The following is a 14,280-nucleotide window of genomic DNA, read 5'->3' on the forward strand; positions in this document are numbered from 1 at the left end:
GCGTGGGCCTGCGGGGTCCCGGCTTGTCCACTCCTACGGGCGCAGCGCCCGGTCCACCAGGGCGCCGGCCGCGCCGGTGTACCCGGCCGGGTCGCACAGTTCGGCGATCTCCTTGGCGGTGAAGTGCCCCGCCAGCTCGGCCCGTTCGGCCAGCACCTCGGCCAGCGTCCGGCCCTCCCGGTCGGCGGTCAGCGAGACCTCGGTGAGCAGCTGCCGGGCCACCGCCTTGCCGAGCCCGGGCGCCAGCCGGGCGGCGATCCGCTCGGAGACCAGCTGCCCGCCGGTGAGCTCCAGATTGGCCCGCATCCGCTCCGGCCGGACCAGCAGCCCCTCGGCCAGCTCGACCGAGGTGTGCGCGGCGCCGCCGGCCAGCCGCAGGCACTCCCGCAGCAGCAGCCACTCGGCGTGCCAGGCGCCGCCCGAGCGCTCGTCCTCGGTGACCAGGCACTGGGTCAGCCCGGCGGCGAGCACCGGGACCTGGAGCGCGGCGCTGCGCAGCAGGGTGGCCAGCACCGGGTTGCGCTTGTGCGGCATCGCGGAGGAGGCGCCGCGCCCGGTGACGGCCGGTTCGACCACCTCGCCGACCTCGGTACGGGTCAGCGACTGCACGTCCACCGCGATCTTGCCGAGCGCGCCGGCGGTGAAGGCCAGCGCGGCGGCCAGGTCGGCCATCGGGGTGCGCAGCGCGTGCCAGGGCAGCACCGGGCGGGCCAGTCCGGTCTCCGCCGCGAAGGCGTCCAGCAGCCGGTCCAGGTAGGCGCCGGCGTCCACCTCCGGGTCCGGGCCGTCCAGCCGGGCGTACTCCAGGTAGCCGGCCAGGGTGCCGGCGGCGCCGCCCAGGGCGACCGGCAGCCCGTCCGCGAGGACGGCGCCGAGCCGGCGGTCGGCGTCCAGCACCAGCTGCCGCCAGCCGGCCGCCTTGAGGCCGAAGGTGGTGGGCACCGCGTGGAGGGCGAGGGTGCGGCCGGCCAGTACGGTGTCCCGGTGCTCGGCGGCCAGGGCGGCGAGCGCGCGGGCGGTGCGGCCGAGGTCGGCGCGGATCAGCGCCAGCGCCCGGGCGGCGACCAGCATGGCGCCGGTGTCGAGGATGTCCTGGCTGGTGGAGCCGCGGTGCACGTACTCGGCGGCGGCCGGGTCCTCGGCGGCCACCGCCCGGGTCAGCGACTGGACCAGGCCGACCACCGGGTTGGCGGTCTCCCGGCAGGCCAGCGCCAGCTCCCGGGCGTCGAACAGTTCGGCGCGGGCGGCCCGGGTGATCGCCGCGGCGGCGGCGGGCGGCACCGTGCCGAGGCCGGCCTGGGCCCGGGCCAGGGCCGCCTCGGCGTCCAGCATGGCCTGGAGCCAGGCCCGGTCGGCCACGGCCGCCTCGACCGGGGTGCCGGCCCGGACGGGCGAGAGCAGCCCGGAGTCGGGCTCGGCCCCGGCCGGTGGACGGTGGTGCTCGGTCATACGACGACGCCTCTCGGTTCGGACTCGGCGGGCTCGGCGGACGCAGTGGTCCCCGTGGACGCAATGGTCTCGATGGTCCCGGCCGGCTCCGCTCCGGGCGCGGCGGCCGGCCACTCGGGCGCGGGGGAGAGCGCCAGCACCGCCCGGGCGATGGCGTCCGAGTCGCCGAGGGTCACCGAGTCGACGCCGGGCCGGATGCCCGCCGCGGTGACCCAGTGCACCGACTCGGTCGGCACCCCGTAGGCGAAGCGGCGCGGGTGCGCCCGGCCGCGCGCGTCCAGCAGCCGGTAGGGCCGCTCGGTGACGGCCAGGCCGCCGGTCAGGTGGTCGGCCCCGGACGCCCCGGGGATCCGGTAGGCGGCGCACTGCTCGGTGTCCAGCAGGTGCCGCAGCAGCGGGTCGTCGGTGCGGTGCAGGTCGGGTTCCGGCAGCCGGGCCTCGATCAGCACGGTGGTCCGGACCTGCGGGCCGGGTACGGCGGCCGAGTGCGCGGTGAACGCCGGGTCGACCGGGTCGATCCGGATCTCCGTGCCGGGGCCGAGGAGTTCGACCACCCCGGCCTCGATCAGGGCGATCAGCTGCTCGATCCGCTCGACCGGCGGGCCGATGGAGAGGAAGGCGTTCAGCGGGGTGTACCAGGCGTCCAGGTCGTCCCGGTAGGAGTCGCCCGCGATGCCGCCGTGGTCGACCGCCAGCCGGATCTCGTTGCGCAGGTCACGCAGCACGTCGAGGGCGGCCTTGAGCGGCCCGCTCAGATTGCCGGCCCGGGCCTCCGCGACGTCCTGCCGCAGGTGGTCGAGCAGCCAGCCGCGGAAGTCCGCGCGGTCGGTGAACTCCCGCCCGGCGTACGGGTGGGAGAGCCGCTCCCAGCTCCACCGATCGGCCTCCGGGACGCCGTGGGCGTCGAGCACGGCGGTCGGGTCGGCGGCGGTCAGGAACCGGTCGGTGAACGCCGCGCGCTCGGCGTCGCGGCCCCGGGCGGTGAACAGCGTGCCGTAGTAGACGGCCTCCACCTCGCGGGAGACCAGCGGCCAGAGGTCGGTGGCGAAGCGCACCGGCTCGCCCCGGCGGGCGCGTTCGCGCAGCCCGGCGACCACCTCGGCGGTGAGCAGCCGGGGCAGGTGGCGGCCGTACGCGCCCTTCTCGTTCTCGCCGCGCGCGTGGTACGGGATGCCGCGCCGCGAGGTGGCGTAGAGCCGGGGCTCGGAGCCTGCGGGGCGGTAGACCAGCGCGCCGTCCACCCGCTCGAACCGGCCGCCCCGGCCGAGCGTGAACAGGGCCATGTGGTCGAAGAAGTTGAGGCCGAGACCGCGCAGCAGGACGGCCTGGCCCGGCCGGGCGGTGATGTGGACGTCGGCGGGGTTGGCGGGGGTGACGTAGGTGAGGTGGTGGATCCGGGACAGGCTGGCGGTGCGCGCCTCGCGCGGGTTGGGCCGGGCGGGGAGGTGGCCCTGGGCGAGCACGATGGCGTCCAGCCGGTTGAGCCGGGTGCCGTCCTCCAGCCGGACGCCCTGCGGGCCGCCGGCGAAGCCGTGCGCGTCGGCCATCGCGACCGCCCGGGAGCGGTGCACCCGGACGGTCACGGTGGGCGGGGCGGCGGCGATCACGGCGCGGAAGGCGTCGTGCAGGTACTGGCCGTAGAAGGCGCGGGTCGGGTAGGTGTTCGGGCCGAGGGCGGCGGCCTCGGCGCGGGTCTGCTCGTCGTGGAGGCCAGGACTTCCTGCCTGGGCAAGGGACTTGGCCCATTCGTACAGGCTCGGCCCGGGTTCGACCGGCCCGTCGATCCGGACGCTGTCGTCGGTGTACACGGTGATCTGCGAGGCCACCGTGTTCATCAGGAGGTGTCGGGACTGGTCGGTGCGCCAGACCCGGCCCGCGCCGGGGTCCGCCGGGTCCACCAGGTGCACGGTGACGGCGGCCCCGGCGGGCTTGGCCCGTTCGTTGGCGCAGAGTCGTTCCAGGACGGAGAGGCCGCGCGGGCCCGCGCCGATGACGCAGATCTGGAGATGATTGTCGATCATGCCCATGGCTCGGCATCGTAGTTGTGATGATCCGATGATGAAAAGGTCTTGGCTCCGTGCATCCAGGCCACCCGCTCGTGCAACCCGTCCTCGGAGAGGCCGCCGAGCAACCGGTTCCGCTCCTTCGCGGCCTCGCCCGCCGGGTGCCAGAGCCGGATCGACTCCCGGGCCGCGCGCTGCACCGCCGCCGTACGGGCGCGCCGTTCGGCGGCGAACGAGCCCAGCGCATCCGTGAGTTCACCGGTCTCGACCATCAACTCGCCGAGCAGCACGGCGTCTTCCAGGGCCTGGCAGGCGCCCTGCGCCGCGTAGTGCAGCATCGGGTGGGCGGCGTCACCGAGCAGCGCCACCCGGCCGTCCGTCCACCGCTCCACCGGGTCCCGGTCCACCAGCACCCAGGAGCGCCAGCCCTCGCCGAGCCCCAGCAGCCGCCGGGCGGCCGGCGCGGTCAGACCGGCCAGCTGCTCCCGGACCGTCTCCTCGCCCACCGCCACCCCGGCGAGCGCCTCGGTGGCGCCGTTGTCCCGGGAGGCGGCCAGGTTGAGGAACGCCCCGCCGGCGATCGGGTAGTGGACGAAGTGGCAGTGCGGGCCGGCCCACCAGGTCACCGAGGTGGGCAGCCGCAGCTCCTCGGGGACCAGCTCCATCGGGACGACCGCCCGGTAGACGGTGATCCCGGAGATCCGCGGCGCGCCGTCGCCGACCAGCTGGGCGCGGACCGCCGAATGGATGCCGTCCGCCCCGACCAGCGCGTCGCCCCGCACCGAACCGCCGTCCGCCAGCAGCGCGGTGGCGCCCTCGGCGTCCTGCCGGTAGCCGGTGACGGCGGTGGCGGCGCGCAGCTCGATCCGCGGCTCGGCCCGGCAGGCGCGCAGCAGCAGCCCGTGCAGTTCGGCCCGGTGCACCACCACGTACGGGTTGCCGAACCGCCGCCGGTACCGCTCGGTGAGGGTCAGGCTGGTGACGTGCTCGCCGGTGACCCCGTCCATGAAGCGCAGTTCGGCCATGTGCACCCCGGCCGCCCGGACGGCGTCGCCGAGGCCCAGCCGCTCCAGGGCGAGGATGCCGTTCGGCGCGATCTGGATGCCGGCGCCGATCTCGGCGAACTCCGGCGCCCGCTCCAGCACCACCGCCCGGTGGCCGGCCCGGGCGAGAGCCAGCGCGGCGGCCAGCCCGCCGATCCCGCCGCCGGCCACCAGCACGGTGGCCGGGGCGCCGCGGCGCGCGCTCACCGGGCCGGCCCGTCGTCCTCGGCGGCCGCCAGCCGGCGGGCCAGCTCCAGCCGCTTGATCTTGGTGGTGGCGGTGGCCGGCAGCTCGCCGAGCCGCCACTGCACCGGGTCGGCCATCGGCGGCAGGCCCGCGGCGGCGGCCCGCCAGTCGGCAGCTTCGAGCGGGCGGTCGTCCTTGGTGCAGATCACCGGGACCGCCCGGCCGTCCGCACCGGGGACGATCACCACCTCGGCGAGCCGGGGGAGGCGGGCGAACAGGGCGTCCTCGGCGGCCAGGGTGGAGCCGAAGCCCTCGATCAGGTCGACCTCGCGGTCCAGCAGGTGCACGCAGCCCCACCGGGTGCGGTAGCCGACGTCGCCCATCCGCCACCAGCCGTCCTCGACCTGCTGGTCATAACGGGCCTGCTCACCGAGGTAGGTGACGATCCGGCCGTCGCTGCGGACCTCGATGTACCCGGGGTTGTCCGCCGACGGCGGCGCGCCGTTGCGGCTCACCACCCGGACGTCGGTGAAGCCGGGGAACGGCATGCCCACGCAGCGGCCGTCCGCGTCCGCGTCGCGCCGCCGGGAGAACGAGCGCGCCACGGCCGGGCCCACCTCGCTCTGCCCGTACAGCTGGCCGAAGACCGGCGCGCGCCGCCGGGAGGCCGCCAGCATGGTCCGCACGGTGCGCGGGTGGATCGCGTCGAAGGTCGAGGAGAACAGCTTGACGTTGGCCAGCGGGCGGCGCGGGTCCTCGGCCAGCTCCTCCCACTCCATGAAGGAGTTGGGGTGCGCCTCCAGGATCCCGGGGCGCAGCCGGGCGAACAGCTCGGCGACGTGCCCGGGCTCCGAGTGCGCCAGCACCAGGATCGGGAAGCCGCGGAACAGCGAGATCGCCAGGGCGGTGATCAGCCGCGAGTGCACGAAGGAGACGTGGATCGCGATGGTCTCCCGGCCCGGGACGATCGGCCGCAGGACGAGCGCCTGCGGGCGGTAGCGGGCCTCCAGGGTCCGGCCGGTGTGCACGGCCAGCTTGGGCGTGCCGGTGGTGCCGGAGGTGTGGGTGATCAGGGTCGGCCGTTCCGGCGGCGCGGTGACCGGAGCGACCCGGGGCGAGCCGGCCAGCCCGGCCAGTTCGACCGCGCCGGGGTGGCTGCCGGAGGCCAGCAGCACGGTCGCGGCCAGGTCGAAGACCTCGGCCGGCAGCTCCTTGGCGAGCTTGACCGCGTCGGTGACCAGGAACGGCTCGTCGGTGCGGCGGACCAGCTCGGCGACGGTCGCGCCGTCCAGCTGGGGCGAGAGCAGCACCGGGACGGCGCCGATCCGGGCCGTGGCGCAGGCGAGCAGGGTGATGTCGAAGCTGTTCGACTTGTGGACCACCACCCGGCGGCCCGGCCTGACCCCGGCCGCCCAGAGCCGGGAGGCGTGGTCGTCGACCAGGTCGGCGAGCTCGGCGACGGTGGCCCGCCGTCCCAGCTCGGGGGCGATGTCGAGGTCGTGGTCGAGGATCACCACGTTCGCGCCGTTCCGGACGGCGGCCCGCTCGAAGAGCGTGCCCAGTCGGATTCCCCGGTTGGCAATGCGCTGAAGGAGCACCGTTCCGCCCTCTCGTGGGGTTCGGGGTCGCTGTGCTTTCAGGGGGGGCTTGCGATGTACTGGTTCTTTTACTTGTGCTTTTCGATGACCTGCTTGATCCGCTCCAGGGTCACCCCGAGGTCGGCCGCGACCTTCTCGCCCCACTCGGCGAAGAAGCGGCGCTTGGCGTCCTCGTCCATCTCGGCGGTGATGCCGCGGATCCCCTCGGTGGCGCTGCCCATCCGGAAGTGGTGCACCAGCACGCTGTCACCGGCGTCGGTGTCGGTCCCGCTGCTGGTGCCGGTGCTGGTCCCGGGGGCGATGTCGAAGGCCCAGACGCTGTCCTGGGCGCGTCCGCCGGTGTCCCGCATGGCCCAGCGGAAGGTCCGGCCGGGCTCGGCCGCGACCACCTCGGCGTGGGTGTACCAGACGCCGCGGACCACGGGGGCCCAGGCGACCACGTCCGGGCTGCGCAGGTTCTCGCCGCGGAACACCGAACCGACCGCGGCCGGCTCGCCGGAGACCCAGCTGCCGCCCTGGCATTCCGGGCTCCACTCACCGCAGCGCGGGAGGTCGCTGATCACCGAATAGATCTCGTCCGGGGTGGCGGAAATCCGGATTTCGGCCCGGGAACGGAAAAGGGGCGCGACTTCTGCGGTTTTTTCTCCCATGGCCGGAATCCTCGGCGGCGGCGCGCGGGAGGGTCAAAGGCGTACCGGCGGGTCCGTCAAGTCAGGCCGTGGACCTGACAGATCGACCCGCGGAAGCGGTTCGGGGCGGGGCGCCGCGGTCATCGGACGGGGGCGGCCTCGCCCGGGAGGTCGAGGCCGAAGTGCAGCGCGGTGACCGCCATCCCGTGCGCGCGGTAGAAGCGGTGCGCGTCGTGGTTGGCCGTCCCCGAGTCCAGCTCGATCCGCACGCAGCCCGCCGCCCGGGCGCGTTCCCGGAGCACCGCGAACAGCCGCCCGCCGACCCCCGCCGAGCGGACCGCGGGCGCGGTCACCAGGTCGTCGACGAAGAACAGCCGCCCCCGGCTGGTGGCCAGTACGCGGTGGGCGGCCACCGCCAGGCAGCGCCCGCGGTCGTCGTACGCGGCGGTGAACACCAGCCCCTGGGCGTGCGCCTCGGCGGCGAAGGCCGCGAAGCCGTCCGCGTCGAGCGCGGGGCGCAGGGCCAGGATCAGCGGCGCGACGTCCCGGTGCAGCGCGGGCCCGTCCGGTCCGACGTCCACGACGGTCAGCTCCAACTCCCGTGCTCCCTTGGGCGTGTCTGACAATTCGCGTCGGATCAGGCCGCGGCGTCAGGGTGCGTGCATCGCAAGGCGGAGGAGGGAGCCACTGCGGAGCATTGGCGACTGACGACAACGCGGCGAGGTGCGTGCCCTGGCGTCGCGGACCCGGCGGGAATTGTCAGACACGCCCTTGGGTCCAGGCGGTCTACCGCGGCGCGCCGTACACCGCGAGGAACGCCGCCACGCCGTTGGCCACGACCTCGGTGATCCGCTCGGCCGGCATCGGCAGCGCGCCGTAGAAGGTGGGCTGGGCGACGGCGAGGAAGGTCAGCAGGTTGAGCATCCGGGCGGCCTCGGCCGGGTCCGGCACCACCAGCAGCCCGCGCTCGGCGAACTCGGTCATCCAGTGCGTCAGGACCCGGTGGGTCTCCCGCGGCCCGGCCTCCTGCCAGGCCTCCAGGACCGCCGGGCGGATGTGCAGCGCCTCGGCCTCGATGGTGCGGACCAGCGCCCAGTGCTCGGCGAAGGTGGTGAGCGAGTCGACCCGCTCCAGGCCGAAGTCGACGAGGTCGGCGCGCAGGTCGACGATCTTCCGCAGATGGCGGTCGGCGATCTTCGCCTGGGTGGCGGCCACCGTGGTGGCGCCCTCCAGGATCACCGACTGGAACAGCTGCTCCTTGTCGGCGAAGTGGTTGTAGATGGTGCGCTTGGAGACGCCGGCCTCGGCGGCGATCGCGTCCACGCTGGTGCGGGTGAAGCCCTCGCGGCCGAACACCGTGCGTGCCGCGCGGGCGATCGCCACCCGCTTCTCGGGCATGCCGCGGTGGGCGGCGCCCGGGCCGGCGGCCTGGGCGGCCGGGGTCGCGGCCGGGGCGGTCTGTTCGGTCACGGGGAAACCCTCCTTGCAGTGCACTACATCGTGTAGTTTACGACATGCTTGACGTGAAGCGGACTTCAAGTCCTACGCTCGTCAGCACGTCCGGAAGTCCCAGGAGGGAAGCGTTCCATGGCCGTTCAGCTCAACCATACGATCGTCCCGGCGCGGGACGACGAGGAGACCGCCCGCTTCCTCACCGAGATCCTCGGTCTGGCCGCCCCGGTGCGCAGCGAGCCGTTCCTGGTCGTCCGGCTCGCCAACGACGTCGCGCTGGACGTCATGCGGGTCGACGGGGAGATCCCCACCGGGCACTACGCCTTCCTGGTCGGGGACGAGGAGTTCGACACGATCCTCGACCGCGTCCGGGCCCGCGGGCTGCCCTTCTGGGCCGACCCGTTCCACCGCCACGCCGGCCGCGTCAACGACTGGTTCGGCGGCCGCGGCGCCTACTTCGAGGACCCGAGCGGCCACAACCTGGAGATCATGACCCGCGTCTCCGGCGACAGCCGGTAGCACCCCCCCACGGTCACCCGGCCGCGACCCCGGGGGGAGGTCGCGGCCGGGCCCTCTCGGATGACGCTCCGTCAGAACCCGTTCGAGGGCGACCTGACAGAGATCGGATACGGACGGGATTGCTCCGCCCCCGCGCGGGTTAGCCTCCCCGCATGATCGAGACCAAAGGGCCGGTGCACCGGCCGGGAGACGACGACTACGACGCCCGACGGACCGGCTACAACCTCGCGTTGGACCACCGCCCGGCGCTGGTGGTGTCCGCCGCCGACCCCGGCGACGTGATCGCCGCCGTCCGGTACGCCGCCGAGCACGGCCTCGCCGTCGCGGTCCGGGCCACCGGCCACGGCATCTCCGTCCCCACCGACGGCCAGCTGGTGATCGACACCGCCGGACTGGGCGGCGTCACCGTCGACCCCGTCGCCCGCACCGCCACCGTCGGAGCCGGCGTCCGCTGGCGCGAGGTGCTCGACGCCGCCGCCCCGCACGGCCTCGCCCCGCTCAGCGGCTCCAACCCCGACGTCGGCGCGGTCGGCTACACCCTCGGCGGCGGCATCGGCCTGCTCGGCCGCCACCACGGCTTCGCCGCCGACCACGTCCGCCGGCTGGAGGTCGTCACCGCCGACGGCCGGCTGCGCACCACCGACCCCGACACCGAGCCCGACCTGTTCTGGGCGCTGCGCGGCGGCAAGGACAACTTCGGCATCGTCACCTCGATGGAGATCGACCTCGTCCCGTGCACCGGCCTGTACGGCGGCGGCCTCTACTTCCCCGCCGCCGACGCCGCCGCCGCGCTGCACGGCTGGGCCGAGTGGAGCCGGACGATCCCCGACGAGCTGGCCGGCTCCGCCCAGCTGATCCGCTACCCCGATCTGGACGCCGTGCCGGAGCCGATCCGCGGCCGGTACGCCGCCGTCCTCCGGGTGGCCTGGAGCGGCCCGGCCGGGCAGGGCGAGGAGTGGGTCAAGCCGCTGCGCGCCCTCGGCACCCCGCTGCTCGACACCGTCCGCGAGCTGCCCTTCACCGAGGCCGGCACGATCCACCACGAGCCGCCGTTCGCGCACCCCGCGTACGACCGCAACACCGCACTGCGCGAGTTCACCGGCGAGACGGCGGACACCGTCCTGGAGCTCGCCGGGCCGGACACCGACAGCCCGCTGATCGTCGAGTTCCGGCTGCAGGGCGGCGCGTACTCGCGCGAGCCCGCCGTACCCAACGCCGTCGGTGGCCGGGACGCCGGCTACCTGGCCTTCTCCACCAGCATGATCGGCCCGGTCGGCCTGGACGCGCTGCGCACCGCGCACACCGCCCTGCACGAGCGGCTGCGCCCGTGGTCCACCGGCGGGGCGTTCGCCAACTTCTTCGGCCTCGACGACGCCGACCCGGCCGTCGTGCGCACCGCCTACCCGGAGCCGGTACACCGACGGCTCACCGAGCTCAAGGCCGTCTACGACCCCGGAAACCTCTTCCGCCTCAACTTCAACCTCCCACCCGCCGCCTGACCCGCCACCCCGCCCGCCCGCCCGGCCCCCGCCGGGGCCTTCGGCGCCGGCGTGGGTCAGTACGGCAGCAGGTCGCTGGTGACCAGGTCGAAGCCGAACGGCTCGGGGATGTACAGCGTCTCGCCGAACTCGATGTCCTCGCGACGGTGGTACCTCGTACCGTCGGGCCGGCTGAACAGGGTGACGGTCTTCTGCCTGGCGTCGACCAGCAGGTACAGCGGGATGCCCATCATCGGGTAGTCGCGCACCTTCCCCACCCAGTCGTTCTCCGGGTTCGAGGGGGAGACCAGCTCGACGGCGACGGCGGCGAGCTGGGACGGGACCTGGTTGTCGGAGGTTTCCAGCGCCCCACTCGGAAGGTACGTCAGGTCCGGGTTGCGGCTCTTGCCGACATGGGGCGAGACCAGGTCGGTGTTCTCGCTCGGCAGCAGCTCGACCGGGGCATGCCCGTCGAACTGGCGGCGGACCAGCAGCAGGTTCCGCTGATGAATGCCCGAGGGGCTGACCATCATGACGATGGTGTCGCCCGAGATCTCCACCTTGAACCCCTCGGGCAGGCTCCGGCGGGCTTCTTCGAGGAGTGCGAAGTGCTCCGGGTTCATGCGCGCTGTCTCCTGGAGTGTGCCGGGCAACACCCTCAGAGTAGTCCGGCGTCGACGGGCACGAAAACGCCCCCGAAGCGAATCGCTTCGGGGGCGTCGTGCCTTTTCAGGCTGTTGTGGCCAGGGCCGGGGTCGAACCGGCGACCTTCCGCTTTTCAGGCGGACGCTCGTACCAACTGAGCTACCTGGCCGTACTGCACCGTCTCTTGCGAGACGAGCGATCCCGACGGGACTTGAACCCGCGACCTCCACCTTGACAGGGTGGCGAGCTAACCAACTGCTCCACGGGACCTTGTGGTGGCGAACCACCAAGGTCTTGCGTCACTGCACTGTACTACGGTACTGCGTGCCCCCAACGGGATTCGAACCCGTGCTACCGCCTTGAAAGGGCGGCGTCCTGGGCCACTAGACGATGAGGGCTTGCGGCCTGTCCCGCCGTTTCCGGCGTTCGGGGACGTCGAGAAGCATATGGGATGTCGGGCGGAACGCCAAAACGGGTTTCGGCCAGGTGGGCGGGCGGGTCGTCCGGGGTGTGTCGGGGGTCAGGACCAGCCGAGCTCGTCGAGCTCGTGGTCGTCGAAGCCGAAGTGGTGGGCGACCTCGTGGATCACCGTGGTGCGGACCTCCTCGACGACCTGGTCGCGGTCCTCGCACAGGCGCAGGGTCGGGCCGCGGTAGACGATGATCCGGTCCGGCAGGACGCCCGCGTACCACTCGCCGCGCTCGGTGAGCGGGGTGCCCTCGTAGAGGCCGAGCAGTTCCGGGTCGGCGGGGTCGGGCTCGTCCTCGACGAAGACGGCGACGTTGTCCATCATCGCGGCGAGCTTCGGGGGGATCCGGTCGAGCGCGTCGGCGACCAGTACCTCGAACTCTTCCCGGGTCATCTCCACCGGTTCATTGTCGGGTCTGGGGTGACGGCGTGCCAGGCGGTCGGGGCCGGTGTTTCATGGGGCTGTGGCGACCTCGGAGGATTTGGTGGCGGACGGCCCGGCGGCCGGCCCGGTGGCGCGGCGACGGCCGCCGGTGCTGCGCGGGCAGGGGCCCGCGGTGGCGGTGGTGGCGGTCGGCGGGGCCCTGGGGGCGGTGGCCCGGTACGGCGCGGGGCTGCTCTGGCCCACCGGTCCGTCGGCCTTCCCGTGGACGACGCTGCTGGTGAACGCGGTGGGGTGCGCCGTGATCGGGGTCTTCCTGGTGGTGATCACCGAGGGGCGGCCGGCCCACCCGCTGCTGCGGCCGTTCTTCGGGACCGGCGTGCTGGGCGGCTTCACGACCTTCTCGACGTACGCGGTGGACGTCCGCCGGCTGCTGGCGGAGGGGCGGCCGGGGCCGGCGGTGGCGTACCTGGGGCTGACGCTGCTGGCGGCGCTGGCGGCGGTCTGGGCGGCGGCCGTGGTGACGCGCCGTCTGGTGCTGCGCGGGGCCGGGGGAGCGGCGTGACGGCGGGGGCGGCCGGGGCGTCGCCGAGGCTGGGCGGGCCGGCGCTGCGGCTGACCGTGCTGGTGGGCGAGAACGACCGGGGCCACCACCGCCCGCTGTACAGCGAGATCGTGCACCGGGCGCGGGCCGCCGGGCTGGCCGGGGCGAGCGTGTTCCGGGGGATCGAGGGGTTCGGCGCCTCCTCGCTGGTGCACACGGCGCGGTTGCTGTCGCTGAGCGAGGACCTGCCGGTGGCGGTGGTGATCGTGGACGCGGAGGAGCGGGTGCGGGCGTTCCTGCCGGAGCTGGACGGCCTGGCGGTGGCGGGGCTGGTGACCCTGGAGCGGTGCGAGGTGGTCCGCTACGCGGGTCAACAGGTCGTCGCGGGCGAGCGCGGCCCGGGGGAGGGCGGGGCGTGAACTGGCTGCTGGTGGTGGCCGGCGCGGTGGTCGGCGCGCCGTTGCGGTACCTGACCGACCGGGCCGTGCAGTCCCGGCACGACTCGGTCTTCCCCTGGGGCACCTTCGCCGTGAACGTGGTCGGCTGCCTCGTCCTCGGGCTGGTGACCGGGGCGGTGGCGGCCGGCGCCGCGTCCTCGCACGTCCAACTCCTGCTGGGGACCGGGCTGTGCGGCGCGCTGACCACGTACTCGACGTTCTCGTACGAGACCCTGCGGCTGGCCGAGGGCGGGGCCGGGCGGTACGCGCTGGCGAACGTCGTGGGCAGCGTCGCGGCGGGCCTGGCGGCGGTGTACGCGGGCGCCGCGCTGGCCGCGGCCCTCTGGGGCTGATACCCCCGGGCCCGTCGGCCCTGCCGCCGGAGCACGTCGCACGACTGAACGAGGGCCCCGCTCGTTCGAGTGCTCCCGGTGCGTCCGCCCGTGTCCGTGCGCCGGGGGCGCGCGTTGGGCACCCGCAAGGGTGGCCGCGCGCGGTGGTGGGCGGCCCGGGCGGGGCGGGTGCGGGAGAGGGAACTCGGTGGCGGCGATGCGTGCGGTGCGTGCGGTGGTGGAGCGGGAGACGGCGGTGGTCCGGGGCGGTGCGGTCCGGACCGGCGCGGTGCGGGCGGCAGCGGCCCTGGCGGTGGCCGGTCTGGGCCTGACCGGGTGCATGTCGGTCGGGCCGGGCGCGGACGAGAAGCACCGCACGGTGCCGGTCGGCCAGGCGGGGACGCCGACCAGGCCGGGGGCGACCCCCTCGGCCTCGCCGAGCGGCGGCGCCCACCCGAGTGGTGCACCCGGGCGCTCGGAGCGTACGGGGGGCGCGCAGGCCCAGAACGCTTCGACCGGCGGCATGAACGCGGCCCCCGGCGAGTCGGCCATCGGCGGGAACGGCGCGGCAGGCGCCGCGGGCGGCAACGGCGCGGGCGGCGTGAACGGCGCTCCCGCCGTCGCGGACCCCGTTCCGGCGGCGGCCCCCGGCGATCCCGCGCAGGGCGCCGGTGGCACCGCCGGGGGTGTCAGCCCCGCGCCCCGGCCGGGCGGGGCCGGCGCCACGACCGGGACGGCCGGGGGCGCGACCGGCACCGGCACCGCGGGCGGCACCGGCCACCCGTCGGGCGGCACCGGGGCCACCGCGGGCACCGGCGACGGCCGCTCCGGCGGCGGGACGGCCTCCACCCCGGCGGCCAGCCCGACCAGCCGCCCGTCCTCCCCGGAGCCCGGCCACCCCACGCCCTCCCCGACCGCCACCCCGGCCCCGGAGCCGACGCCCGCCCCGAGCGCCAGCACCGCCCCCAGCTCCGGAACGGGCGGACACTGACCTCCCGAGGGCCTCCCGATTCACGGCCTCACCAGCGCATTTGCCTCCGATCCCCAGTCTCGCCTATGGTGGTAGATCGTTCGTTTGATTCATTTGATTGGCGCCCTATTCCCATCTGGCGCCC

At 74.7% G+C, this 14,280-nt stretch carries 15 protein-coding genes and 3 tRNA genes; 6 read left to right on the forward strand and 12 right to left on the reverse strand.

The features are described 5' to 3' along the window. Window positions 1-33: 33 nt before the first annotated feature. The 7 genes from ACFP3U_RS08465 to ACFP3U_RS08495 form a co-directional block, all read right to left on the reverse strand. Window positions 34-1,449: a nitrosuccinate lyase gene (locus ACFP3U_RS08465; RefSeq protein ID WP_380224657.1), complete on the reverse strand. Its 1,416-nt coding sequence runs from the start codon at window positions 1,447-1,449 to the stop codon at window positions 34-36. Continuing rightward, a complete protein-coding gene (locus ACFP3U_RS08470) occupies window positions 1,446-3,470 on the reverse strand; it encodes an FAD/NAD(P)-binding protein (protein WP_380224658.1) in 2,025 nt (674 codons plus the stop codon). Before ACFP3U_RS08470 ends, ACFP3U_RS08465 begins: the two co-directional genes overlap by 4 nt. Then, on the reverse strand, window positions 3,467-4,702 hold the full coding sequence (locus tag ACFP3U_RS08475; RefSeq protein ID WP_380224659.1) for an FAD-dependent monooxygenase: 1,236 nt from the start codon (window positions 4,700-4,702) through the stop codon (window positions 3,467-3,469). Before ACFP3U_RS08475 ends, ACFP3U_RS08470 begins: the two co-directional genes overlap by 4 nt. Then, complete coding sequence (locus ACFP3U_RS08480) at window positions 4,699-6,279, reverse strand: class I adenylate-forming enzyme family protein (RefSeq protein WP_380224660.1); 1,581 nt, start codon at window positions 6,277-6,279, stop codon at window positions 4,699-4,701. Before ACFP3U_RS08480 ends, ACFP3U_RS08475 begins: the two co-directional genes overlap by 4 nt. Window positions 6,280-6,347: 68 nt before the next feature. After that, a complete protein-coding gene (locus ACFP3U_RS08485; RefSeq protein ID WP_380224661.1) occupies window positions 6,348-6,929 on the reverse strand; it encodes an SRPBCC family protein in 582 nt (193 codons plus the stop codon). A gap of 119 nt (window positions 6,930-7,048) precedes the next feature. Then, a complete protein-coding gene (locus ACFP3U_RS08490; protein WP_380224663.1) occupies window positions 7,049-7,504 on the reverse strand; it encodes a GNAT family N-acetyltransferase in 456 nt (151 codons plus the stop codon). Between the two features lie 190 nt (window positions 7,505-7,694). Next, entirely contained in the window at window positions 7,695-8,378 is a 684-nt protein-coding gene (locus ACFP3U_RS08495) for a TetR/AcrR family transcriptional regulator (protein WP_380224664.1), read from the reverse strand. Window positions 8,379-8,495: 117 nt separating this feature from the next. Here ACFP3U_RS08495 and ACFP3U_RS08500 point away from each other — a divergent pair, with 117 nt between their 5' ends. Further along, a complete protein-coding gene (locus ACFP3U_RS08500) occupies window positions 8,496-8,879 on the forward strand; it encodes a VOC family protein (protein ID WP_380224665.1) in 384 nt (127 codons plus the stop codon). A gap of 152 nt (window positions 8,880-9,031) precedes the next feature. Then, on the forward strand, window positions 9,032-10,378 hold the full coding sequence (locus ACFP3U_RS08505) for an FAD-binding oxidoreductase (RefSeq protein ID WP_380224666.1): 1,347 nt from the start codon (window positions 9,032-9,034) through the stop codon (window positions 10,376-10,378). Window positions 10,379-10,434: 56 nt separating this feature from the next. On the opposite strand, the gene ACFP3U_RS08510 is transcribed toward ACFP3U_RS08505, so the two are convergent. The 5 genes from ACFP3U_RS08510 to ACFP3U_RS08530 all read right to left on the reverse strand — a co-directional run bounded on the left by ACFP3U_RS08510 (window position 10,435) and on the right by ACFP3U_RS08530 (window position 11,864). After that, on the reverse strand, window positions 10,435-10,980 hold the full coding sequence (locus ACFP3U_RS08510) for a Uma2 family endonuclease (protein WP_380224667.1): 546 nt from the start codon (window positions 10,978-10,980) through the stop codon (window positions 10,435-10,437). A gap of 117 nt (window positions 10,981-11,097) precedes the next feature. Further along, a tRNA-Phe gene (locus ACFP3U_RS08515) sits at window positions 11,098-11,171 on the reverse strand. Window positions 11,172-11,198: 27 nt separating this feature from the next. Then, window positions 11,199-11,272, reverse strand: a tRNA-Asp gene (locus ACFP3U_RS08520). A 55-nt stretch (window positions 11,273-11,327) separates the two neighbouring features. After that, a tRNA-Glu gene (locus ACFP3U_RS08525) sits at window positions 11,328-11,400 on the reverse strand. Between the two features lie 122 nt (window positions 11,401-11,522). Continuing rightward, complete coding sequence (locus ACFP3U_RS08530) at window positions 11,523-11,864, reverse strand: metallopeptidase family protein (protein WP_380224749.1); 342 nt, start codon at window positions 11,862-11,864, stop codon at window positions 11,523-11,525. A gap of 70 nt (window positions 11,865-11,934) precedes the next feature. On the opposite strand from ACFP3U_RS08530, the gene crcB (ACFP3U_RS08535) reads away from it, so the two are divergent. The 4 genes from crcB (ACFP3U_RS08535) to ACFP3U_RS08550 all read left to right on the forward strand — a co-directional run bounded on the left by crcB (ACFP3U_RS08535) (window position 11,935) and on the right by ACFP3U_RS08550 (window position 14,156). Continuing rightward, window positions 11,935-12,417: a fluoride efflux transporter CrcB gene (gene crcB / locus ACFP3U_RS08535; protein WP_380224668.1), complete on the forward strand. Its 483-nt coding sequence runs from the start codon at window positions 11,935-11,937 to the stop codon at window positions 12,415-12,417. Beyond that, on the forward strand, window positions 12,414-12,815 hold the full coding sequence (locus ACFP3U_RS08540; RefSeq protein ID WP_380224669.1) for a DUF190 domain-containing protein: 402 nt from the start codon (window positions 12,414-12,416) through the stop codon (window positions 12,813-12,815). The genes crcB (ACFP3U_RS08535) and ACFP3U_RS08540 overlap by 4 nt, the downstream gene beginning before the upstream one ends. After that, window positions 12,812-13,186: a fluoride efflux transporter CrcB gene (crcB, locus tag ACFP3U_RS08545; RefSeq protein ID WP_380224670.1), complete on the forward strand. Its 375-nt coding sequence runs from the start codon at window positions 12,812-12,814 to the stop codon at window positions 13,184-13,186. The genes ACFP3U_RS08540 and crcB (ACFP3U_RS08545) overlap by 4 nt, the downstream gene beginning before the upstream one ends. A gap of 196 nt (window positions 13,187-13,382) precedes the next feature. Next, on the forward strand, window positions 13,383-14,156 hold the full coding sequence (locus ACFP3U_RS08550) for a hypothetical protein (protein WP_380224671.1): 774 nt from the start codon (window positions 13,383-13,385) through the stop codon (window positions 14,154-14,156). The last annotated feature ends 124 nt before the right edge of the window (window positions 14,157-14,280 follow it).

Origin of the sequence: Kitasatospora misakiensis (genome assembly GCF_042656005.1) — a bacterium.
GTDB lineage: Bacteria > Actinomycetota > Actinomycetes > Streptomycetales > Streptomycetaceae > Kitasatospora > Kitasatospora misakiensis.

What these genes read in the sequence shown, in the direction of transcription:
- ACFP3U_RS08550 (WP_380224671.1), top strand. Translation starts at nt 13,383, where the DNA reads ATGCGTGCGGTGCGTGCGGTGGTGGAGCGGGAGACGGCGGTGGTCCGG.
- ACFP3U_RS08530 (WP_380224749.1), bottom strand. Translation starts at nt 11,864, where the DNA reads ATGACCCGGGAAGAGTTCGAGGTACTGGTCGCCGACGCGCTCGACCGG.
- ACFP3U_RS08485 (WP_380224661.1), bottom strand. Translation starts at nt 6,929, where the DNA reads ATGGGAGAAAAAACCGCAGAAGTCGCGCCCCTTTTCCGTTCCCGGGCC.
- ACFP3U_RS08505 (WP_380224666.1), top strand. Translation starts at nt 9,032, where the DNA reads ATGATCGAGACCAAAGGGCCGGTGCACCGGCCGGGAGACGACGACTAC.
- ACFP3U_RS08510 (WP_380224667.1), bottom strand. Translation starts at nt 10,980, where the DNA reads ATGAACCCGGAGCACTTCGCACTCCTCGAAGAAGCCCGCCGGAGCCTG.
- ACFP3U_RS08500 (WP_380224665.1), top strand. Translation starts at nt 8,496, where the DNA reads ATGGCCGTTCAGCTCAACCATACGATCGTCCCGGCGCGGGACGACGAG.
- ACFP3U_RS08465 (WP_380224657.1), bottom strand. Translation starts at nt 1,449, where the DNA reads ATGACCGAGCACCACCGTCCACCGGCCGGGGCCGAGCCCGACTCCGGG.
- ACFP3U_RS08470 (WP_380224658.1), bottom strand. Translation starts at nt 3,470, where the DNA reads ATGATCGACAATCATCTCCAGATCTGCGTCATCGGCGCGGGCCCGCGC.